Origin of the sequence: Alkalihalobacillus sp. TS-13 (genome assembly GCF_019720915.1) — a bacterium.
GTDB lineage: Bacteria > Bacillota > Bacilli > Bacillales > Fictibacillaceae > Pseudalkalibacillus.
Map to the genome: position 1 here is coordinate 1456872 of NZ_JAHKSI010000001.1, position 22421 is coordinate 1479292.

Below are 22421 nucleotides of genomic sequence, written 5' to 3' on the forward strand. Positions count from 1 at the left end.
GGGATTCATACTTTATTTAAAGCTCTGTTCATCTTAGTTTTTTGGCTTTGTTATACTTATTGTTGATTTTTGCGAAATTTACTCCCTTTCTGCGGGCAAACGAAAAGCGGAAGCGACCCGGTTAGGCAAAAACCTAAAATATTTAGCTTTATAAGTATGAAATATGACGATATTATAGCATACAGCAGGTGCAGCCACAATTTGGTTTTACAGGCAATGTCTACGTTCAACAAATCTTTATAATCAATAATCGTCTTTCTGCAGTGCTTTTTCGTCAGATTGTCATGTATGATAAACTTGAACTACTTTAATTTGGAGGTATCTTTCCATGTATCCAAAGCCATATGTAGATTTTTTAGTCCACTTTCATGGACTCCGTGATTATTTTGAATGTCATGAAATTTTAGAAGAACATTGGAAATCAATTCCGAAGCACGATCCGAAAAAACATTGGGTCGGGCTTATCCAAATTGCCGTATCCCTCTACCACCAACGAAGACAAAATTATTCAGGTGCTTTACGGATGATGAGAAGTGCTTTACACATCATTGAAATAGAACAGAACGAAATCGAAGCATTAGGCCTAGACGCTAGACAATTACGGGAACAACTCTGCAAAAGGGTTAAAGATATTGAAAATAAACAGCCTTATGAAAGCTTCAACTTGCCTATTAAAGACAAGAGATTGATCACTTTATGTGAGGCTGAATGTAAGAATATCGGTTGCACGTATGGTCTGCCAAGTGATTTGAAGAATGAATTCCTTCTCCATAAACATACACTCCGGGATCGCCAGGAAGTTATCGATGAACGATTAGCACAGAAAAATCTCAGAAAAAAGAAACGGGAAGGATGACCCTTTCCGTTTCTTTCTAGTCGTTTTCGAGTTTGACTTCCTCTTCACACTTCTCAAAGAAGGAGCTTGTTTCTTCATTCGCAGTCAACTGATAGTTATCTTTGAGTATTTTTTTCAGTGCATCGACCATCTTTTTACCGATACCTTGATGGCGATGTGACGGATTGACGCTGACATGCTGTAATTCGGCTGTCCCATCGTCCATTTTCAACCCGATGATTCCGATGATATCTTCTCCTTCTTTCCACAGAAAAAGTTGATGATCAGATTCAGTTTCATATTGCTTGACCGTTTGTTGCAGCTTTTTGACGTCTTTCTGATTCGGCATGAATGACAGAAGACCCATTGCGATTTTTTCATAATTTCGTTTATAACGAATTAGCATAAATTCTCCCTCATTATCGAATTAACTTCCCAACAAGTGACAACATCAAGAGGAAAGCAACGATGATACATACAATGATCAGAATACGTTCTTGCTTTTTATTCTTCTGGTTCGTCATCTTTCTCAGCCTCTTTTCTTAGCAGACCCCGCATGTATATCTGTCCTGACTCTGTTTCCAAAAGCTTTGGAAATTCACATCAGACTGCAGCAAAGCCTATTAGAAAAGTTCATGATGTCCAAGGTCATCTATAGTATAGACGAAATTTGATGACTTTGCTAATTTTGCTCTTTATAATGATCAATAAACGGGTTTATTAAGCTTTTTGAAGGCAGTTTTTGCATAATAGATTGTTGTTTTTGAGTTTGGAAATATACGCGCTTTCCGCGAGCAAACGAAAAGCGGAAGCGACCCGGTCAGGCACGTAGGTCACTGGAAAACGGACGAGGAGGCTCGAACCAAACAAAGACTTTGTTCTGCGTCGCCGACTCATAAGGATGTCAATCAATGTGCCAACCGCCGCAGGAAGTTTGAAGTGATCCAAGTGACTGGTCGCTGAGCTAGACATCACTTCCTTGCATTTACCTACTTCCGCAAGCCTCCTCGCTCACTTGCACAGGATGTCAACACAAAAATGAAATCATTTTCGTGTCTGCGATGAGAATTCTTAGAAACTTTCCTTCTGCTGGCTTCGACGTTCACCACAGGACGTAATTGTACAGGATGTACTGACTTCGACGTTCACCATAGTACGTGGTGGTATTTAGTCGAAGTTCCTTTTAAAAACGTTGGGGTCTCGCCTGGCTCGCTGGAGTCTTGCATATTTCCACTGTCTCAGCATCCAGCACCTTCCTTACCAACATTCCATTAGCTACAAGCTTTTAGAAAATAGCTTAATTGAAAGAACGGCAAAGATTGCCCATTTCAATAGCTGATACAGCTGCTTCCCAACCTTTATTGCCTGCTTTCGTACCTGCACGTTCTACTGCTTGCTCGATTGAATCAGTCGTCAGAACACCGAAGATCACAGGTGTCCCTGAGTTCAATGAAAGGCTTGAAACTCCTTTTGCCACTTCATTACATACATAATCAAAATGTGGTGTAGAACCCCGAATTACAGTTCCAAGGGTGATAACAGCATCATATTTGTCGGACTCTACCATCTTTTTTGCAATCAATGGAATTTCAAATGCACCAGGGACCCATGCCACATCGATATCTTGTTCATTGATACCATGGCGCTTCAAAGCGTCCTCGGCACCTGACAGCAGTTTACCTGTAATGAATTCATTGAATCGACCTACTACAATTCCAACTTTCAATCCTGTTCCAACTAAATTTCCTTCGAATGTTGTTCCCATTATTAGAGCCTCCTGGTTAGTTATTGAATGAGATGGTGACCTATTGCATTAGCTATAGTTAGGTTGACCAACCCTATTTTTTTAAAAGTGAAGCATATGACCTAATTTACTATGCTTTGTTTTTAAATATCTCTCGTTTTCATCTCGGTGTGGCAACTGGATCGGAACTCGATCGACGACCTCTAAACCATATCCGCTCAATCCCTTGATTTTACGAGGATTGTTGGTTAAAAGTTTCATTTTCGTTATTCCGAGATCCCTTAGGATCTGAGCACCAATTCCGTAATCCCGAAGATCAGGAGCGAAACCTAGTTTTTCGTTAGCCTCGACTGTGTCCAATCCTTCTTCTTGAAGCTTATAAGCTTTCATTTTATTCAGCAGTCCGATTCCTCTGCCTTCTTGTCGCATGTAGAGGAGAACACCGCTCCCCTCTTCTTCAATCTGAGCCAGTGCTGCGTGGAGCTGCGGTCCACAGTCACAGCGATAAGACCCGAATACATCGCCCGTCAGACACTCCGAATGAACCCGCACCAACATTGGTTCATCTGGAATGACTTCACCTTTCACGAGCGCAACGTGTTCTTTTTGATCGAGAATGTTCGAATAACCGATAGCCCGGAATTCGCCAAATTCTGTAGGCATTTTGATCTCGATTTCCTTCTTCACAAGCTTATCTTTACGGTTACGATACTGGATCAGATCTTTGATCGTAATCATTTTCAAATCATAGTCATCTGCAATTTTTCGAAGCTGGGGCACGCGTGCCATGGTCCCGTCTTCATTCATGATTTCACATATGACACCAGCAGGTTCAGCACCCGAAAGACGAGCAAGATCGATGGCAGCTTCTGTATGCCCTGCTCTTCTTAAGACTCCACCCTGTTTCGCAATTAAAGGAAAGACATGCCCTGGGCGCTTGAAATCAGCAGGGGCTGCGTTCGGATCTAACAAAGCTTTCATCGTTGCTGCACGCTCTTGTGCTGAAATCCCCGTCGTAGCCGATTTATGGTCGATACTAATTGTGAAAGCTGTCCCGTGGGGGTCTGTATTATGATTCACCATTGGATTAAGGTCCAATTTTTGAGCTAGTTCTTCTGTGATCGGTGTACAAACCAGTCCTCGCCCATGTGTAACCATGAAATTCACGATTTCTGGTGTTACCCGATCTGCAAGTGCAATGAAGTCTCCCTCATTCTCTCGGTCTTCGTCATCACAAACGATGACAACCTTCCCTTGCATCAATTCATATATCGCTTCTTCTATTGGATCGAACATCACCATCACCATCCTATATTGATCAGAATCCATGTTCTGTCAAAAATTCTTCAGTCAGTCTACTTGATTTTGTTTCGTTTGTCCTTCTTTGCAACAAGTTATCCATGTATTTTACGAGCATGTCACATTCGATATTTACGAGATCACCTGTATTTTTCTTTCCCAATACCGATTCTTCCACAGTATGCGGAATAAGGGAAAGGATAAACGTGGTATCTGTCACACCGAAGATCGTGAGGCTTGTACCGTCGACTGCCACGGAGCCTTTGTTCATAAAATAAAGTTGAAGTTCTTCTGGAGCTTTGATTTCATAATAGATCGCATTATGCTTCGGTGTCTTTTTGACGATTTCTCCGACACCATCGATATGGCCAGATACAAAATGACCCCCGAATCTCCCGCCTGCTGCCATGGCACGCTCCAGGTTCACTCCATCACCTGAACTTAATGATTTCAAGTTCGTATACCGTAACGTTTCCGGCATCACATCGACAGTAAAAGATGTTGGTTCATAAGAAGTCACAGTCAAGCATATTCCGTTTACGGAAATACTGTCACCCAGATGAACATCTTGAAGGACCTTTTCAGCTTCGATACGAAGGACATAACCATCCGCAGATTCTTTGACTGATTGTATTTTTCCAATCTCTTCGATAATTCCTGTAAACATTAAAATCTCTCCTTCGGGATCGAAACGATTTTGAGGTCTTTCCCGATTTTTTCATTTGATACCATTTCAAGTTCCACCGCATCTGATATCCGTTCAATACCTTCCCCGCCTATGATCGATGGACTTGATGATCCGCCGATCAGCATTGGGGCGAGATAGGTTACAATTTGTTGAAACGCCCTTTCTTTGATGAAACTTGCATGGACCATTCCACCGCCTTCTACAAAAAGGGATGTGATTTTTTCCTTAGCAAGTCGTTCCAGTAATGTTTGTATTGTTATTTTCTCTTCATCCATCTTTAAAATTCGGATGTCACCATTTTGCAAAGATTGAATTTCTGTTTCAGAAACTTGACTGCCAGTCACAACCCAAGTTGGTGCTTCTCTATCGTTCAAAACCTTGGACTGCGCAGGGATACGAAGATGAGTATCGAGAACAATACGGATCGGATTCTTTCCCCCTGAAGGAAGTCTGGTTGTCAGAGATGGATCATCCTCTATGATTGTATTGATTCCAACAAGGATCGCATCGTGTTCATGCCTATATCGATGCACATCCAGCCTTGCCTCTGCTCCAGTGATCCATTTACTATGGCCAGTTTTGGTCGCAATCTTCCCATCGATACTAGATGCCGATTTCAATGTAACGAAAGGCAGCTTAGTCGTCATGTAATGGTTGAAGAACGGATTCAATTCTATTGCACGCTGTTCATTCAAGCCTACATGGACCTCAAGCCCAGCATCCCTCAGTCGTTGTATTCCACTTCCGGCTACTAAAGGATTCGGGTCTTTCGTCGCTACATAGATTGTTTTTATTCCTCGTTCTATAACAAGATCAGCGCAAGGCGGGGTCTTCCCATGATGGCTGCAAGGCTCGAGTGTTACATACATCGTCGCACCTTTGGCTTTATCAGCAGCCATTTGTAACGCATGTACTTCTGCATGCCCTTCTCCTGCTTTCAAATGAGCACCTAATCCGACCATCTCTCCGTTGTTGACGACCACAGCACCCACTTTAGGATTAGGAGCAGTTTGACCGGCTGTTAGTTCGGCCATTTCGATAGCCAAATTCATATAACTGGCGTGTTCCATAGAATCTCCTCTTTCCACATTGCCGATGGGATGACTTTTTTTAGGTTCAAAAAGAAAAACCCCAAAGATGCAATTAAGCATGTTCGGGGTTTGAGTGCATTAGAAATAAACCTCGCTTTTCTATACACTGAACGCTTGTTCAGAAAAAACGAGTGGAAATAGAAGCAGATGGGACAGTTCGGTTCAAAGAATCCGTATATTGTCAGCGATTCCGGGCAACAACGAATGACAAATTAAACCCAGGCACCATGACGAATTCGGGTTACTTTGAGTATCTCAACTACTTTCCGTTATATATTCCTTCTCCCATCCAGACTATACTGTCGGCTTCGGACTTTCACCGAATCCACCGTTACTGTAAGCAACGGGTCACGGACTGAAAAGCGTAATGGCTTTATCACCGCCGGTTGGGAATTTCACCCTACCCCGAAGGAAATGTTTTTGATTGTACTTACATGTTACCCTTAATTTTTCTGTTAAGCAAGGAAAAGGTGATATTTGAACAAAGACGAAGAAATCGTGTACGTGCATCGCCCTTTTCCATTTTATTGATGGATTGGTTGTTGCACTTAATTAGGCTTCTAAAGCTTTCATAAAGCACTTATAGCCGGTTTTTCACGCTCAAACGGTCTTATGAAGCTCTCTTGTGTACATCACAGTTCCGTTTTCATCATTTCATATATTCAGATACCTCTTTTATGTAGGTTTCCGTTATTGTTAATATAAAAAGGCTATTTTCTAAAAGTTTGTTGCTGTTGAAAAACGCTTTGCACTAATAAATATGTGTATGGAAACTGTCAACGGTTGAAATATACGAGACTCCTACGGGAACAGCGAGCCAGGCGAGACCCCAACGTTTTTAAAAGGAACTTCGACTAAAAACCACCACTTCCTGTGGTGAGCGTCGAAGCCAGCAGAAGGAAAGCTTCCAAGAATTCTCATCGCAGACACGAAAATGATTTCATTTTTGTGTTGAGATCCTGTGCAAGTGAGGAGGCTTGTGGATCGCCCGTGGGAAGCGAGAGTATATTTCTTACTGCTTAGAAAACTTTACAAATAGAGCCTATAAAAAAGATCGACCCTCAATGAGTCGATCCCTTCACTCTATTTTACTCTTCCCAGACTTTAACTTCTTTCATGACATCGCCATTTTGCGTGCGTAACACTGATTCCAGCCCATCTGTCACTTGACCGAAAACAGTATGTACACCGTCTAAATGCGGCTGGTTTTCATGAACGATGAAAAATTGACTTCCTCCAGTATTCTTTCCAGCATGGGCCATTGATAGAACCCCTGGTTTGTGCTTGTGTGGGTTACCTTCGGTTTCACAATCAATTGTGTACCCAGGACCGCCTGTTCCAGTTCCATTCGGGCAGCCTCCTTGAGAGACGAAACCAGGAATGACACGGTGGAAAGTCAATCCATTATAGAATCCTTCATTTGCAAGTTTTTCAAAGTTCGCTACTGTATTGGGCGCTTCTTCAGGAAAGAATTCGATCAAGACTTTTTCACCATTCTCAAATTCGATACTACCTTTTTTCATTTAACACACTCCTTTACAACAATAGTTCCATTGTATGTCTTTTCTATTGAGAAGTAAAGGTAAAACCCCTGTTGCGTACAGGGGTTAAGAGCTTGATATGAGTGTTTTTTTAAGTGGTCTATCGTGTTGGATCAGATCCCGATAAGACTCTCTTTCGACGACCAGCTGCGCTTCTTCATTTTCCACGAATACGACTGCGGGTCTAGGTAATCTATTATAGTTGTTCGCCATTGCATAACCATATGCTCCTGTGCAGAACATCGCTAAAATATCTCCCTGGGACGTTTTCGGAAGCTCGATGTCATGGATCAGCATGTCTCCCGACTCACAGCATTTACCTGCAATCGAGACTGTCTGCATGTTCTTTTGCTCCAGGCGGTTTGCAACGACCGCTTCATATTTTGCTTGATAAAGTGCTGGTCGGAGGTTATCAGTCATTCCTCCATCGACAGCGACATAATTTCGGATACCAGGAATTCTTTTTTCCGATCCGATTGTATATAATGTCGTACCTGCCTCACCGACCAATGACCGGCCTGGCTCGATCCAAATTTCCGGCATATGGAGATTATGCTCTTCAACTTGTTTTTCCACTTCATCAATTAAAATGTTAAGTACATTTTCAATCGAAATCGACGTTTCATCTGATGTATGAGCAATCCCGAACCCTCCGCCTAGATTGACGACTTCCGCTTCAAAATTATTCGACTTTTTCCATTCTGAAAGCTGATCAAACACTTTTTGAACAGCCATCACGAAACCATCCGCCTCGAAAATCTGTGAACCGATATGACAATGTACACCAAGTACTTCGAAATGATCTGAATTAAGACATTCGAGCAAAGCTTGATCTGCTTGTTTACTTACAATATCAAAACCGAACTTAGAATCTTCCTGCCCAGTCAGAATATAATCATGCGTATGGGCTTCAATACCAGGTGTTATCCTCAAAAGGACAGGGATCACCTTATTCATCTCTTCCCCTACCTGCTTTAATAAATCCAATTCGTAAAAGTTATCGACAACGATGCAGCCTACTCCCTCTTTTACAGCCATTTGAAGTTCCTCAAGAGTCTTGTTGTTCCCGTGAAAATGAATCTTTTCAGTCGGAAAGCCAGCTTGAAGTGCAGTGTAGAGTTCCCCAGCTGATACGACATCAAGATATAGACCTTCCTCATTCATTACCTGGACAATTGCAACACTTGAGAAGGCTTTACTTGCATAGGCAACCTTCGCTTCAACTTTCCTTTTTTTAAAAGCAGATTGAAAAGCCTTTGCTTGTTCCCTGATTTTCGCAACATCATATACATAGAGCGGTGTGCCGAATTCTTTTGATAAATCAATCGTATCTACTCCGCCGATTTCCAAATTTCCGAGTCTATTCATTTTTCCAGTTCCTAAAAATGCCATTGATCGTATTCTCCTCTCTCTATTTGGAGAGAGCGTATTAACTGATAAAAATACTAAAAACCAGCCTATGCAGTGGTACATACAAACTGGTTTTCAACCCGTACCCTCATCAGTCGGAATAGCTCTCCACTACTTTAGTAGTGACAGTCCGTCACTTGTTCAGTAACGGCCCAGCAACCTTAATTGGGATTAAGGAAGCTTCGGCAAATCGACCTTTTATTGCCCGTCATCGCCCCCCCTGGCTATGAACAACTACTCATTCTCTTTGCGCCTCTACCCCATTACGTTGAATGAGGCAATTATTAAATTAAAAACAACTTTAGCATAACTACTTGTTTGAATCAACACCTAATTTCAAGTATCTGATTGCTTTTTATGCTGCTGTGGGCGTACAATACTTGGCCGAACCTTTGATAATGGAACTGACACTCGGACCAATACTTGCATGAGCGCTTGTGGATTAAATGGGATGAAGGGCCATAAATATGGAGTATCCAAATTCTTAATGCTGCTCATGTAAAGCAATACGGCCGTACAACCGATCATGAATCCGGGTACGTCGAAAAGGAAGACGAGGGTGATCAATATCAGTCTCACAATCTTATTAGCAACACTCAATTCATAACTCGGCGTGGAAAATGAGCCGATTGCTGCAAGTGCAACATACAATATGACCTCTGAAACGAATAATCCGACATCGATTGCAATTTGTCCGATCAACACTGCTGCAATCAATCCCATTGCTGTTGAAAGGGCGGATGGGGTATGAATTGCGGCCATCCTCAGAACGTCGATCCCAAGTTCTGCAAATATGATTTGAAGATAGATCGGAACATTCGAGTCTTTGGTTGGTCCTATAAAATCCAAGTGTTCCGGAAGGAGATTTTTATTTAGTACGAACAATAACCAAATCGGTAATAAAAAAATAGAAGTGAGCATCCCTCCAAATCGGATCCATCTCAGAAATGCACCAATCATCGGTGTCTGTCGATATTCCTCTGCATGCTGGACATGGTGGAAGAATGTCGTAGGGGTGATGATGACACTCGGGGACGTATCAACAAATATGAGAACATGCCCTTCCAAAAGGTGAGTGGCGGCAACATCTGGACGTTCTGTATAACGGACCAGGGGATATGGATTCCAGCCTTGCTTCACCAGGAATTCTTCAACCGTCTTATCAGCCATCGGAATCCCATCGATACGAATTCCTGACAGTTCATTTCTTATCGTTTCAATCAAGCCAGGGTCTGCTACGTCTTCCAAGTAAGAGATGCATACATCTGTTTTTGAACGATCACCTACTTGCATGATTTCATTACGTAAGCGTTCATCCCTTAAACGCCGTCTAGTTAAGGCTGTATTTTCTACAATATTTTCAGTATATCCGTCACGGGAACCACGGACGACTTTCTCGACATCAGGCTCTTCTGGTGACCGTCCTGGATAATTTCTTACATCGACAATGAAGCCTTCATTATGCCCATCGATTAATACAGCTACTAATCCTGAAAGGACCCGGTCAATAACCTCATCAAGGTTTTTAGCCGTAGAAACCTGTTGATGCGCAAGATGATTTTTGATGACATCTTTCGCTTTAGCGCTTGTCCGGTATTCATGATCAGCTTCAAGTAATTCTTTTAAAAGCATGATGATGAATTCACTGTCACACAAACCTGTGCAGTAATATATCTGGACTTCTTTATTCAAGATGTTCATTTTGCGAACACCGACGTCAAAGCTTTTTCCAATCCCCATCTTATTTTTCAGGAACTCTTCATTCTCGGCGATTTTTTTATGGATCGGTGTTTCTTCTTTTTTGGGATGCATTTCGAGCACTCCTTTCTAAGATGAGTTGGACTGCTTGTCTTGTGATCGGGGCTCCTCTTTCAGCGGTATCGACGCCATACATTTTACCGATATCTCCTATACCAACGATGAACGGGAGATCCAGTTCATCGAGGACGTACACTGTGTCACCATCCAAACGGCCAAATTCCATATCTGGCAAACCACTCTTATCCACACCGTAAGAGGACAACTCGCCGAAACGATCGATACTGACATCAACATGTGTCCACTCGGCAAGATGGGTTTTGGAGGCGACTGCAATTGCCCCAAGAACTTCGATGTCTGGATGGTTCGCTACTTCACGCATCGCCCTTTCTCCAGGACCTTCCCCGCGATATCCACAATCATCAAACATGACCAGCACAGGATCATATGGTGTTGAGAGGATCATTGTGACAAGCTCCTCTCCTGTTATCCTGGTCGGATTTCCCCAGGATTGGGAGATACAACGCCCTCCAATGTCTTTGGCGACTTGCTCCACCGCTTTTAAAGCGTATAAATCTCCATCGGTAATCATGATGACTTGTTTTTTCATGTCTAATCATCCTTTAGGTTTAAAAAGAACAGCCACGATGAAACCGAACAGTATAGCTGATGAAATTCCAGCAGAAGTCAGCTGGAATATCCCCATTGCTATACCGATAAATCCATGCTCATCCGCTTCTGCCATCGCACCATGAAGGAGAGAATGTCCGAAGCTGGTAATGGGAACTGTTGCTCCTGCACCAGCAAACTGGATCAATTTGTCGTAAAGTCCGAATCCATCAAGAGCAGCACCTGCTACAACAAAGCTTGAGGTGACATGAGCCGGTGTAAGTTTGAAAATATCCATCAACAGCTGGCCCACTACACAAATGAGCCCACCTACTACGAATGCAATAAAATACTCAATCATTCATACCACCTCCATCAGCAGCTTCCAGAACGACTCCATGAGCAATTGTGGGAATCGTTTCTTTCTGCTGGACCATCGTCGGATTCATCAAAGCCCCTGTGGCTACAACAAAAATCCGCTTCAGCTTTCCTTCTTTCAATTCTTTGAGAAGGTGTCCATACGTCACAACAGCTGAACATGCACACCCGCTTCCTCCAGCAAATACAGGTTGGTCAGGGCGATATACCAATAAACCGCAATCCTGATGGTTGGATGATAAATCATGATTTTTCTCTTGTAACAATTGAAGCAAGATCGGTGAACCGACTGCTGATAGGTCACCTGTCACGATCAAATCATAATCACTCGGTTTACGACCTGTATCTTCCAAATGTGCAGCAATCGTATCAGCTGCAGCCGGAGCCATTGCTGAACCCATATCAAAAGGATCAGTAATACCTAAATCCATAACCCGGCCTATGGTAGCCATAGTAACTTTGATCGGTGATGGCTGTGTACTGACAATGGATGCACCTGCCCCTGTTACCGTATAGGTCGCTGAATCAGGTTTTTGACCGCCGTATTCCGTAGGATATCGGAATTGTCTCTCTGCAGTGGCATTGTGACTGCTAACCGCTGTCAGCACTGTATTGGCAAAATCCCCATCGATTAATGCAGAGGCTAAAGCCAGAGTCTCCATAGATGTAGAGCACGCCCCGAACAGCCCTAAGTATGGAATCTGGTTTTTACGTGCTGTGTAGTTGGCGATGACAGTCTGGTTGATAAGATCTCCTGACAGAAACAAATCCATTTCCTGTGGTGTTTTTCCGGCTTTTTGCAAGCAGATATCAATCGCTTGCTCCATCAAATGACGTTCTGCAAGTTCCCAATTAGCTTGTCCACAATGGAGTTCATCGAACGTAATATCATAGGTTTCACTCAACGGTCCTGCCGCCTCATCTGGACCGACAGCAGTACCAGTTGCATTGATATATAACGGTTTTGTATATGTCCACGTTTGTTTACCTGTAAGCTTCATTTGTTGTTTATCCTCCTAGGGCTTAAAATACTATCTGGAATAAGTAACGGATCATTCCGATCACATAAGCCGCAACAGCGCCGAATACAATTACAGCTCCTGCCAGCTTAAAGAGGTTCGTTGCCACACCGAGCACAATCCCCTCACTTTTATGTTCCAGGGCCGCACTCGTTACTGCGTTTGCGAACCCTGTGACTGGAACGATGGATCCCGCACCAGAAAATTGTCCGATCTTATCATAGATCCCGATTCCAGTAAGCAATGCTGCAGCAAGAATCAAGGTTGCTACTGTCGGGTTTCCGGCAGTCTTCTCCGTGAAATTGAAGAAGGTGATATAAAAGTTCGTGATCCCCTGTCCGATCGCACATATAAGACCCCCGATCAGAAAAGCTTTTATACAATTCCATACATACGGTGGTTTCGGTTGTAAGGGTTTGATCTTTTCCTTGTAAGCTTGTTGCTCTGGTGACAATTTATTTTTACCCATGTCTTACAGCTCCTTCTATACCTTTTGAAAAATTACAGTTGCACGAAGAAAATCCAATGGAACAGAGAACCTACTACTTTTCCGAACAGAATCGCCATCAGGAGGATGAGAACTTGTTCTTTGAATCCGACACGTTTCATCAAAATTGGAAGTACGTTCAGCACTTCTGTTAATGCAGCCGCCAGCATGCCGATAAAAGTTCCGCTTGCAATACCGATCGGAATCAGAAGCCATTGGCTAGAAGAGATGGTGAGATCTCTCAATCCATACCAACTTGAAAATAAGACGCCCGTAATGATGCCGATTTCGTAGCCTTTTAATTTTGAATACGTTTTTGTAATCTGCATCAGCCTTGGAATAATACCGAAAACCGTCAGAATTGCGACAAAACCTGCTCCCACAGCAAGCCCCCCGCCCAAACCTATCAACATGACGATAATGATTTTAATTGTCATGAGCTTTCTTCTCGTTTTCTTTGTTCTCATTCATGATGACGTACTGATCCAGATCCTGTTGGTAGTTGAACATTTCCACTTCAAGTGGGCTTGGTTCTTCATTAAAACGTTTTTTGAAAATATGGTTGAAAAAGAGCACCATCCCTAATCCAAGTCCCAAAGAATACGGAACTTGTAAAAGAAGCGGGTAATCGTTCTCCCGTCCTGTGACCAGGTAGTAGATCTTTTGGTGAACCTGCTGCATGCTGACATCCTCATGGAAATTCATAATTGCAAGTGCAGCACCAATGAATAGCAAGAGCCAAACGACCACAAAATAAACCCCAGTAATTTTCGATTGCTTATACTGGACTTCTACGATCGATTGAGGCGTACCGACAGTTTGAATATCCAAACTCGGAAATCGCTCTTTAATGGCCTTTAGAACTTTCATAAGATCGATGATAACGATGGTCTTATCTTCCACTGTGATTTTATGAACCGTCATATGACCAATTTCTTGAATGACATCTTCAGGGCCGACAAGTTGAGCAAGATCTTTGATTCGTATCGTCTGTCCAGGAGAAGCAAGAAGCCTATGCCGCATACGTAAATAAACCGCTTCAACTTCCAAAGAAAGTCCCCCCCTTATGTCAATTCGTTTATATGTAGTATGTTTCTTCCAAACCACTCTCATTCTGTATGCCCAACCTATCCATTAATTACCTTTTAGGTTGGAGCAGTCAATTAAAAGTCAGGAATAGCATGTAATGAAGAAAAATGACGGATGAAGAGGGAAAATATTGTCAATAAGTGGAGAAAAAAGCGGAATTTATAATTTTTGTTGCGGACTATAGTCAACATCCCATGATAATCTACACGATTTTTTATTTTCTATATTGTTGATGTTAGCGAAATTCACTCCCTTTCCGCGGGCAAACGAAAAGCGGAAGCGACCCGATTATTCACGCAGGTGACTGGAAAACTGACGAGGAGGCTCGAACCAAACAAAGACTTGGTTCTGCGTGAGCTCACTCATAAGGATGTCAATCAATGTGTCGACTGCCGCAGGAAGTTTGAAGGGTCTAAGTGACTGGTCGCTGAGCTAGACATCACTTCCTTGCATTACCTACTTCCGCAAGCCTACTCACTTGCACAGGATGTGTTGGCTTGTCTAGCCTGGCTCGCTTTTCCCGAAGAAGTGTCGTAAATTTCGCATAAAGAAGTTTTATTAATGATTTCCCAATATCGTTTTAAAAGAGCTTTTAAAAACAAAAACCCGGATAGACGATTCACTCGTCCATCTGGGTTTTCATCTCACGGAGTATTTTCTTTTCCAGCCTTGAAACTTGCACTTGTGATATTCCAAGCCTTGTAGCTACCTCAGACTGCGTCTGATCCTTATAATATCTTAGATAGACGATCAATCTCTCACGTTCATTCAAAGTCTGGATTGCTTCCTTCAAAGCAATCTGATCAAACCACTTTGTATCACCCTGATCTGAAATTTGATCAAGCAATGTAATCGGATCTCCATCATTTTCATAAACGGTTTCATGAATCGAGGATGGGGCACGGACAGCTTCCTGTGCCATCACGACATCTTCAGGACTGATCTCTAGTTTCGTCGCAATTTCATTCACGGTTGGATTGCGGCCAAACTCTTTCGATAGTTCATCCCGCACTTTTCGGACTTTATTACCGAGTTCTTTCAAGGATCGGCTTACTTTGACCGTGCCATCATCCCTTATGAACCGCTGGATCTCTCCAATGATCATTGGGACTGCATAGGTCGAAAATTTTACGTCATAACTAAGATCAAATTTATCTACAGATTTTAGCAGTCCGATACTTCCAATTTGGAAAAGGTCATCCGGTTCGTACCCTCTGTTCAAAAAGCGTTGTACAACAGACCAGACCAACCGCATGTTCTTCTCTACGATGGTATCTCTTGCTGTCTGATCGCCTTCCTGACTTCGTTGGATCAATTCTTTCATTTCCTTGTCATTGAGGTACGTGGTTTTTTTATCTTGTTTGACGTCCAAATCCATAGGCTATGCTCCTTAATTACAAAGCGCTTTGTGATTTGTCAAGTACTTCTTCAAACGGATGGTAGTGCCGAAGGACTTTTCTGTTTCAATTTCGATTTGGTCCATGAAATTTTCCATGATTGTAAAACCCATCCCGGATCTTTCAAGTTCTGGCTTTGTCGTGAACAAAGGCTGTCGCGCTTCGTCCAGATCATCGATTCCGACTCCTTCATCACGGATCATCAATTCAACACACCCATCTTCTAAAATGCATTCGATGTAGACCATTCCATCAGCGTTGTTATCGTATCCATGAATGATTGCATTCGTAACTGCTTCTGAAACGACAGTCTTGATTTCAGTCAATTCATCTACTGTAGGGTCGAGTTGTGCGATGAAGGATGCAACTGTGACCCTTGCAAAGGATTCATTTTCACTACGTGCAGAGAATTCCATTTTCATGACATTTTTCATTACGCCACCCCCAGCGTGTGTAAAGCTTTTTGTTCACTATCTTCAAGACGGATGATCTTGAACATGCCTGACATTTCAAACAGTCTTTTTACAGAAGGGGAGATCGAACAAACAACCATTTCTCCTCCTTGGCTTTTAATCAATTTATATCGCCCAAGGATTACACCTAATCCTGAACTATCCATAAAAGACAAGGCTTCTAAATTCAATACAATATCATGAATCTGGTTTTCTTGGATCGTTTGGTCGACTTCTGTTCGTAACTGTTCTGCTGTATGGTGGTCTAAATCGCCTGCTAATCGGATACACAGTACACGGTCTTTAACTTCCAGTTTTACACTAAGACTCACTTACCTCTCCTCCTTCTTCTAGGTAGTGAGTCATTTCGATATTTTTATAATGGAATCCTTCTCGCTGACAAAACTAGTGTCGAATCGATTTATAATCCAATAATGCGAGAAAATTTACGGTGTTTGCGAAAACTTGCCTACCGCACGTTTGAAAAGCCCCCACCAATTCGCCGCTGCAACATTTTCGGATGCGACCAAAGGTGATTCAGTAACGGTTTTCCCATTGTTTTTGACAACCAGAGTTCCGAGACGGTCTCCTTTTTCAATTGGCATTTTCACCTGCTTATTGATTTTGATTTCCGTTGTGAGTTTCATCTTCTTCTCACCTTTTTTCATTAAAAGGGAGATCGGTTCTGAAGTCGCCATTTGGATAGTCTTCGATACACCTTTTTGGATTGGGATTTCATCGATCATCTGGTGTCTTTCGTAAATCCTTTCCGTCTCATAATTCGCAAATGCATAATCGAGCATTTGTGTCACCTGGGCATTCCTTTCCTTTGTCGTTGGAGCCCCCATGACAACTGCAATAACACGCATATCGTCTTTTTTGGCTGTAGCAGTCAAACAATATTTAGCTTCGTTCGTATAGCCAGTTTTCAATCCATCCACTCCGGGGTAGAATTTGACGAGCTTGTTGGTATTGACAAGCCAGAATTTTTTATCGGTATTTTGACGCAGGTAATCTTCATATTTACCTGTGTAATTCGTAATCTGTTCATATTTCAAAAGTTCTTTAGCCATCAATGCCATGTCTCTTGCTGTGCTGTAATGGTCTTTTTCCGGCAGTCCTGTTGCATTTTTAAAGTTGGTGTTCTTTAACCCTAGTTCCTTGGCTTTTTCATTCATCAGTTTTACGAAAGCGTCGTTCGTCCCCGCGATAAACTCCCCAAGAGCAACAGAGGCATCGTTTCCTGATGCTAACGCAACGCCTTTAAGCATCTCTTCGACAGTCATGATTTCTCCTTCTTCAAGGAAAATTTGCGAGCCGCCCATGGAAGCTGCATATTCACTTGTTCGAACCTTGTCTTTCAGGTTGATTTTGCCTTTATGTAAAGCATCCATCACGAGAATCATTGTCATGACCTTCGTCATACTTGCAGGAGGAAGCTTTTCATCAGCATTTTTATCGAATAGTACTGTACCTGTATCTCTTTCAATCAAAATTGCAGAGGATGCTTTATCAGCAAGAGAATTGACTGTAACATGATCATCATTAGCAAATGCTGCTGGTGAAAGGACCGATAGCCCTACCACTGCCGCAATCATACATGTAAAAAAGCGTTTCATAGACATAATCCCTCCATTCTTAGTATTTTTATTTTTTCCAATTTTGAACAGTTTATACTATGGGAAGGATTTTAAGGATAGGTCCTAGGAAGATTTTAGACATACGAAGTTTGTTTTTAGACTATTTTAAAACTTTTTTGATTTATGGAAGGATTTTTAGACTTATTCCTGATTTTTTAGACTTAGGACAAGATTTTTAGATATAATACAAGATCTTTAGTGATGTGATGAGTAGATGAAATATACGTGACTCCTACGGGAACAGCGAGCCAGGCGAGAACACGCACATTTTAAAAGAATCTTCGACTATAATAATGAACTTCGACTAAATACCACCACTTCCTATGGTGAACGTCGAAGCTAGCCTACTTCTAAGTATTTTCATCGCAGACACGAAAATGATTTCATTTTTGTGTTGAGGTCCTCTGCATGTGAGGAGGCTTACGGATCTAGGGCTCATACATGAAGTGATGTCTAGCTCAGCGACCAGTCACTTGGATCACTTCAAACTTCCGTGGCCGCAACACATTGATTGACATCCTTATGAGTGAGCCCACGCAGAACCAAGTCTCTGATTGGTTCGAGCCTCCTCGTCAGTCCTCCAGTGACCTGCGTTACTAACGGGTCGCTTCCGCTTTTCTGTGCCCGTGGAAAGCGAGTATATTTCTTACGCCTTAAAAAACAACAATCTTTCAAAAAGAGCCAAATAAAAAGCCGTTCATAAGTATTGATCAGCTTATGAACAGCTCTGAAATGCAGTTACCTACATGATTTCTTTATAAACAAGTGGCGGTGCGGTTACTTTTTCAGCGGAAATTGCATATGCACCGTTCAATTTCTTCAATACTTCATCCACATTTTCTTGATTACTGTGCAATGTCGCGATTGTTTCGCCTTTCTTCACTTCATCGCCGACTTTCTTATGAAGGACGATTCCAACTGCCAGATCGATCTCTGATTCTTTGGTTGCACGACCTGCACCTAACAACATTGCGGCAGTACCAACCTCATTGGCCATGATTTCTGAAACATATCCTTCTTTTTCAGCAACAAATGGAATCTCGTGTTTTGCTGTTGGCAATTTGCTTAGATCGTCAATGACCGATTCGTCCCCTCCTTGAGCCTTCAAGAACGTTTTAAACGTCTCAATCGCTTTGCCGTTTTTCATGACGTCGATCAACATTTGACGAGCTTCTTCCTTCGTTTCAGCTTTTTTCGCAAGCATCACCATGAACGAACCTAATGTCAAGCAGAGTTCTTCAAGATCTTCGGGGCCTTCTCCACGTAATGTGTTTGCTGCCTCTTTAACTTCAAGCGCATTCCCAATTGCAAAACCGAGCGGCTGGCTCATATCTGAAATGATTGCCATCGTATTACGTCCGACATTATTCCCGATCTTCACCATCGCTTTTGCTAGTTCTTCTGCCTTTTCAACTTCTGTCATGAAGGCACCAGCACCTGTTTTCACATCAAGTACGATCGCATCTGCACCTGCAGCAATCTTCTTACTCATGATCGAGCTTGCAATCAACGGAATCGAGTTGACTGTAGCCGTTACATCCCGAAGTCCATAAAGTTTCTTGTCGGCCGGTGTTAGGTTTCCGCTTTGACCAATGACTGCGATTTTATTCTTATTTACAAGTTTGATGAATTCGTCGTTGTCGATTTCGACATGGAAACCTGGCACGGCTTCAAGCTTATCGATTGTACCGCCTGTGTGGCCGAGGCCGCGTCCTGACATTTTTGCAACAGGAACACCGACAGCTGCTACGAGTGGTGCAAGTACAAGAGTCGTCGTGTCGCCGACACCTCCAGTGGAATGTTTATCAACTTTAATGCCTTCTATGGCTGCAAGATCAATTTTGTCCCCAGAGTCGACCATTGCCATTGTAAAATTCGCACGTTCTTCTTCAGTCATATCATTGAAATAGATAGCCATTGCCAATGCAGACATTTGATAATCAGGGATGTCTCCGTTTGTATATCCTTCAATAATGAAGGCGATTTCACCTTGCTTTAGTTCGTTCCCGTTCCGTTTCTTTTCAATCAAATCTACCATTCTCATGCTATATCAGTCCTTGTTTTATACTTTTTCAATCACTGAACGCAGCAATTGCTTAAATTTCGGCTTCGTACGGTTCGCTACTTCTACAACCTGTTCATGTGTCAGTGGTTCCAATTCCTCAGCAATCGCCATGTCTGTGATGCAGGAGATCCCTATCGTCTTTATATTCATGTGGCGGGCGACAATCACTTCGGGTACTGTAGACATGCCGACCGTATCTGAACCAATTGTCCGTAACATCTTCAATTCAGCACGAGTCATATAGGTCGGTCCACTGATCGATGCATAAATACCTTTTTGCACGGAAATGCCTTCTTGTCCAGCGACTTTTTCCACTAAGTCGATCAATTCTGGTGTATAGGCTGTACCCATATCCGGAAAGCGTGGTCCGAGTTCACTATCATTCGGTCCAATTAAAGGATTCGATCCAGTCAGATTCAAATGATCTTCGATGATCATCAAGTCACCGGCTTGGAAATCCGGATTCATGCCGCCGCATGCATTCGTAACAATGATCTGTTCAACACCAAGTCCTTTCATGACACGGACCGGGAAAGTAACCTCTTGTAAAGAGTATCCCTCATAAAAGTGAAAACGACCTTGCATCGCAACAACCTTTTTTCCACTCATAGTTCCAATGACTAATCTTCCTGCATGACCTTCGACCGTTGAAACAGGAAAATGTGGGATTTCACTGTAATCGATCAATTTAGCGTTCTCAATTTCATCTGCAAAATCCCCAAGACCTGATCCTAAAATCAGTCCGATTGTCGGCTGAACATCTGTTTTACTCGTTATAAACGTTACGGAGTCTTGAATTTTTGTGTTTAAGTCTGACATCCGCGATTCCCCCTTAAATGCTTTTGACGATTTGTTGGACAAGATCCATGAAGTTTGCTTTCACTTTTTCAGTGGTTTCAATGACCTCATCATGGGTAAGAGGTTGATCGAGGATACCTGCCGCCATATTGGAAATGCAAGAAATCCCGAGTACTTCCATACCACCATGGCGAGCTGTAATCACTTCTGGAACCGTGGACATTCCTACTGCGTCACCTCCCATGATACGAAGCATCCTCACTTCTGCAGGAGTTTCATAAGATGGGCCTGAATTAGCAATATAGACACCTTCTTGAAGAGAGATGTTCAATTTCTGTGCCACTTGTTTCGCGGTATTTTGCAAGCCCTCAGAATAAGCATCCGACATATCAGGAAAACGGACTCCTAGTGAAGCGTCGTTCGGACCGATCAGTGGGTTATCACCAATATTGTTGATATGATCTGTGATGATCATCAAGTCTCCTGCTTCAAAAGATTCATTGATTCCTCCTGCAGCATTCGTAACGATCAATGTTTCAACTCCAATTTCCTTCATGACCCTTATCGGAAAAGTCACTTTTTCCATTGGATATCCTTCGTAATAGTGGAAACGCCCTTTCATCGCGATGACAGTTTTCCCTTCAATGGAACCGATGACAAGTTCCCCGGCGTGCCCCTCAACCGTCGAGACGGGAAAAGATGGGATATCAGAATATGGAATCGAAATTGGATTTTCTATTTTATCTGCAAGAACACCAAGACCAGACCCTAGAACCAATCCGATGGTTGGCTTGTCATCCAATCTCTTCTCAATATATTGTGCTGATTGTTGAATCGATTTCGTTAAAGACATGACGACCTCCTATGATAAATCCTTTAAAAAACTTTTGCCGAATTCAGGCGCTTTAATATTAAAGTTATCTGCAATCATTGCTCCGATATCTGCGAATGTTTCCCGCAGAGGAAGCTCTTTTCCAACTTGGATACCTGTGTGATAAGCAAGCAGCGGGACGTATTCTCTTGTATGATCCGTACCATGATGGACAGGATCATTCCCGTGGTCAGCAGTAATCAGAACCAAATCATCATCATTTAGTTTTTCAAGCAGTTCCGGAAGACGTGCATCGAATTCTTCCAATGCCTCACCATAACCGATTGGATCACGACGATGGCCGAACTTTGCATCAAAATCAACAAGGTTCAAGAAACTCATTCCCGTAAAATCACGATCTGCTGTTTTCACGATCTGATCCATTCCATCCATATTGCAAGTTGTTCTGATCGCATCTGTAACCCCTTCACCATCATAAATATCAGAGATCTTACCGATTGCGATGACATCATAATCAGCATCCTTCATTTCATTCATGACTGTACGTCCAAAAGGTTTAAGTGCGTAATCATGTCGATTTGAAGTTCGTTCAAACGCACCTGGTTTACCAATGAATGGACGTGCAATGACGCGTCCTACCATATATTTTTCATCTAACGTGAGTTCACGTGCAATTTTGCAAATATCATACAATTCATCAATTGGAACGATGTCTTCATGTGCCGCGATTTGAAGCACTGAATCTGCTGATGTATAAACGATCAATGCGCCTGTTTCCATATGTTCCTGCCCTAGCTCAACCAGAATTTCGGTTCCGGAGGCAGGTTTGTTCCCGATGATTTTTCTGCCGGTCTTATCTTCAAGTTCAGCGAGCAGCTTCTTAGGAAAACCGTCCGGGAAAGTTTTGAATGGCTGCTCGATGTGAAGCCCCATGATTTCCCAGTGACCGGTCATTGTGTCTTTCCCATTGGATGCTTCTTGCATTTTTCCAAAATGAGCAGATGGGTTTTCAGCTTTTTCAATTCCTCGGATCTCTCTGATGTTGCTGAGTCCAAGCTTTGCCATGTTCGGCATATTGAGACCATTCATCTTTTCTGCAATATGTCCTAATGTATCTGCTCCTAAATCATTGAATTTTGCTGCATCCGGTGCTTCACCGATTCCGACCGAATCCATGACGATCAAAAACACTCGTTTGAACCTTGAGTCCGTCATACTATTTTCCTCCCTAATCTTTACGCTATTTTATACCATTTCCATTGGTAAGTTCTATCAAACAACTACATATA

23 protein-coding genes and 2 riboswitches are annotated in these 22421 nt (G+C 42.5%); of the genes, 1 reads left to right on the top strand and 22 read right to left on the bottom strand.

The genetic code is table 11. From position 1 onward, the window contains the following. Nucleotides 1-328 precede the first annotated feature (328 nt). The gene (locus KOL94_RS07270) at nucleotides 329-856 is read left to right on the top strand and encodes a DUF309 domain-containing protein (RefSeq protein ID WP_221565282.1); all 528 of its coding nucleotides are present in this window, start codon (nucleotides 329-331) and stop codon (nucleotides 854-856) included. Between the two features lie 16 nt (nucleotides 857-872). Here the strand turns inward: KOL94_RS07270 and KOL94_RS07275 are convergent, their stop codons facing one another. The 22 genes from KOL94_RS07275 to deoB form a co-directional block, all read right to left on the bottom strand. Continuing rightward, a complete protein-coding gene (locus KOL94_RS07275; RefSeq protein WP_221565284.1) occupies nucleotides 873-1241 on the bottom strand; it encodes a GNAT family N-acetyltransferase in 369 nt (122 codons plus the stop codon). Nucleotides 1242-2132: 891 nt separating this feature from the next. Then, nucleotides 2133-2600, bottom strand: a complete 468-nt coding sequence (ribH, locus tag KOL94_RS07280) for a 6,7-dimethyl-8-ribityllumazine synthase (protein ID WP_221565286.1) — start codon at nucleotides 2598-2600, stop codon at nucleotides 2133-2135. Between the two features lie 81 nt (nucleotides 2601-2681). Then, the gene (locus KOL94_RS07285; protein ID WP_221567618.1) at nucleotides 2682-3875 is read right to left on the bottom strand and encodes a bifunctional 3,4-dihydroxy-2-butanone-4-phosphate synthase/GTP cyclohydrolase II; all 1194 of its coding nucleotides are present in this window, start codon (nucleotides 3873-3875) and stop codon (nucleotides 2682-2684) included. Between the two features lie 22 nt (nucleotides 3876-3897). Then, complete coding sequence (gene ribE / locus KOL94_RS07290) at nucleotides 3898-4545, bottom strand: riboflavin synthase (protein ID WP_221565288.1); 648 nt, start codon at nucleotides 4543-4545, stop codon at nucleotides 3898-3900. After that, a complete protein-coding gene (ribD, locus tag KOL94_RS07295; RefSeq protein ID WP_221565289.1) occupies nucleotides 4545-5636 on the bottom strand; it encodes a bifunctional diaminohydroxyphosphoribosylaminopyrimidine deaminase/5-amino-6-(5-phosphoribosylamino)uracil reductase RibD in 1092 nt (363 codons plus the stop codon). The genes ribE and ribD overlap by 1 nt, the downstream gene beginning before the upstream one ends. A gap of 294 nt (nucleotides 5637-5930) precedes the next feature. Next, nucleotides 5931-6074: riboswitch (FMN riboswitch) on the bottom strand. Between the two features lie 671 nt (nucleotides 6075-6745). Continuing rightward, nucleotides 6746-7180: a peptidylprolyl isomerase gene (locus tag KOL94_RS07300; protein ID WP_221565291.1), complete on the bottom strand. Its 435-nt coding sequence runs from the start codon at nucleotides 7178-7180 to the stop codon at nucleotides 6746-6748. 84 nt (nucleotides 7181-7264) lie between these two features. Next, complete coding sequence (lysA, locus tag KOL94_RS07305) at nucleotides 7265-8590, bottom strand: diaminopimelate decarboxylase (RefSeq protein WP_221565293.1); 1326 nt, start codon at nucleotides 8588-8590, stop codon at nucleotides 7265-7267. Between the two features lie 111 nt (nucleotides 8591-8701). After that, nucleotides 8702-8874: riboswitch (Lysine riboswitch) on the bottom strand. 70 nt (nucleotides 8875-8944) lie between these two features. After that, entirely contained in the window at nucleotides 8945-10420 is a 1476-nt protein-coding gene (locus tag KOL94_RS07310) for a spore germination protein (RefSeq protein WP_221565295.1), read from the bottom strand. Next, nucleotides 10386-10976, bottom strand: coding sequence for a stage V sporulation protein SpoVABEA (gene spoVAEA / locus KOL94_RS07315; protein WP_221565297.1), 591 nt, complete (start codon nucleotides 10974-10976; stop codon nucleotides 10386-10388). The genes KOL94_RS07310 and spoVAEA overlap by 35 nt, the downstream gene beginning before the upstream one ends. 6 nt (nucleotides 10977-10982) lie before the next feature. Then, on the bottom strand, nucleotides 10983-11333 hold the full coding sequence (gene spoVAE, locus KOL94_RS07320; protein WP_221567619.1) for a stage V sporulation protein AE: 351 nt from the start codon (nucleotides 11331-11333) through the stop codon (nucleotides 10983-10985). Beyond that, nucleotides 11329-12354: a stage V sporulation protein AD gene (spoVAD, locus tag KOL94_RS07325; protein WP_221565299.1), complete on the bottom strand. Its 1026-nt coding sequence runs from the start codon at nucleotides 12352-12354 to the stop codon at nucleotides 11329-11331. The genes spoVAE and spoVAD overlap by 5 nt, the downstream gene beginning before the upstream one ends. 22 nt (nucleotides 12355-12376) lie before the next feature. Beyond that, entirely contained in the window at nucleotides 12377-12841 is a 465-nt protein-coding gene (spoVAC, locus tag KOL94_RS07330; RefSeq protein WP_221565301.1) for a stage V sporulation protein AC, read from the bottom strand. Nucleotides 12842-12873: 32 nt separating this feature from the next. Next, complete coding sequence (locus KOL94_RS07335) at nucleotides 12874-13296, bottom strand: stage V sporulation protein AB (protein ID WP_221565303.1); 423 nt, start codon at nucleotides 13294-13296, stop codon at nucleotides 12874-12876. Further along, entirely contained in the window at nucleotides 13286-13909 is a 624-nt protein-coding gene (locus tag KOL94_RS07340) for a stage V sporulation protein AA (RefSeq protein WP_311775115.1), read from the bottom strand. The genes KOL94_RS07335 and KOL94_RS07340 overlap by 11 nt, the downstream gene beginning before the upstream one ends. 658 nt (nucleotides 13910-14567) lie before the next feature. Then, a complete protein-coding gene (gene sigF, locus KOL94_RS07345) occupies nucleotides 14568-15326 on the bottom strand; it encodes an RNA polymerase sporulation sigma factor SigF (protein ID WP_221565305.1) in 759 nt (252 codons plus the stop codon). Between the two features lie 12 nt (nucleotides 15327-15338). Beyond that, nucleotides 15339-15779 carry an anti-sigma F factor gene (spoIIAB, locus tag KOL94_RS07350; RefSeq protein ID WP_221565306.1) on the bottom strand — a complete coding sequence of 147 codons (441 nt, stop codon included), beginning with the start codon at nucleotides 15777-15779 and terminating at the stop codon, nucleotides 15339-15341. Continuing rightward, on the bottom strand, nucleotides 15779-16129 hold the full coding sequence (gene spoIIAA, locus KOL94_RS07355) for an anti-sigma F factor antagonist (protein ID WP_221565307.1): 351 nt from the start codon (nucleotides 16127-16129) through the stop codon (nucleotides 15779-15781). Before spoIIAA ends, spoIIAB begins: the two co-directional genes overlap by 1 nt. Before the next feature lie 114 nt (nucleotides 16130-16243). Further along, nucleotides 16244-17416 (bottom strand): D-alanyl-D-alanine carboxypeptidase family protein, encoded by a 1173-nt coding sequence (locus tag KOL94_RS07360; RefSeq protein WP_221565308.1) that lies wholly within the window; start codon nucleotides 17414-17416, stop codon nucleotides 16244-16246. Between the two features lie 763 nt (nucleotides 17417-18179). Continuing rightward, a complete protein-coding gene (locus KOL94_RS07365; RefSeq protein WP_221565309.1) occupies nucleotides 18180-19481 on the bottom strand; it encodes a pyrimidine-nucleoside phosphorylase in 1302 nt (433 codons plus the stop codon). 18 nt (nucleotides 19482-19499) lie between these two features. After that, nucleotides 19500-20321 carry a purine-nucleoside phosphorylase gene (locus KOL94_RS07370; RefSeq protein WP_221565310.1) on the bottom strand — a complete coding sequence of 274 codons (822 nt, stop codon included), beginning with the start codon at nucleotides 20319-20321 and terminating at the stop codon, nucleotides 19500-19502. Nucleotides 20322-20334: 13 nt separating this feature from the next. Further along, nucleotides 20335-21153, bottom strand: coding sequence for a purine-nucleoside phosphorylase (locus KOL94_RS07375; protein ID WP_221565311.1), 819 nt, complete (start codon nucleotides 21151-21153; stop codon nucleotides 20335-20337). Between the two features lie 9 nt (nucleotides 21154-21162). Then, the gene (deoB, locus tag KOL94_RS07380) at nucleotides 21163-22347 is read right to left on the bottom strand and encodes a phosphopentomutase (RefSeq protein WP_221565312.1); all 1185 of its coding nucleotides are present in this window, start codon (nucleotides 22345-22347) and stop codon (nucleotides 21163-21165) included. Nucleotides 22348-22421 lie beyond the last annotated feature (74 nt).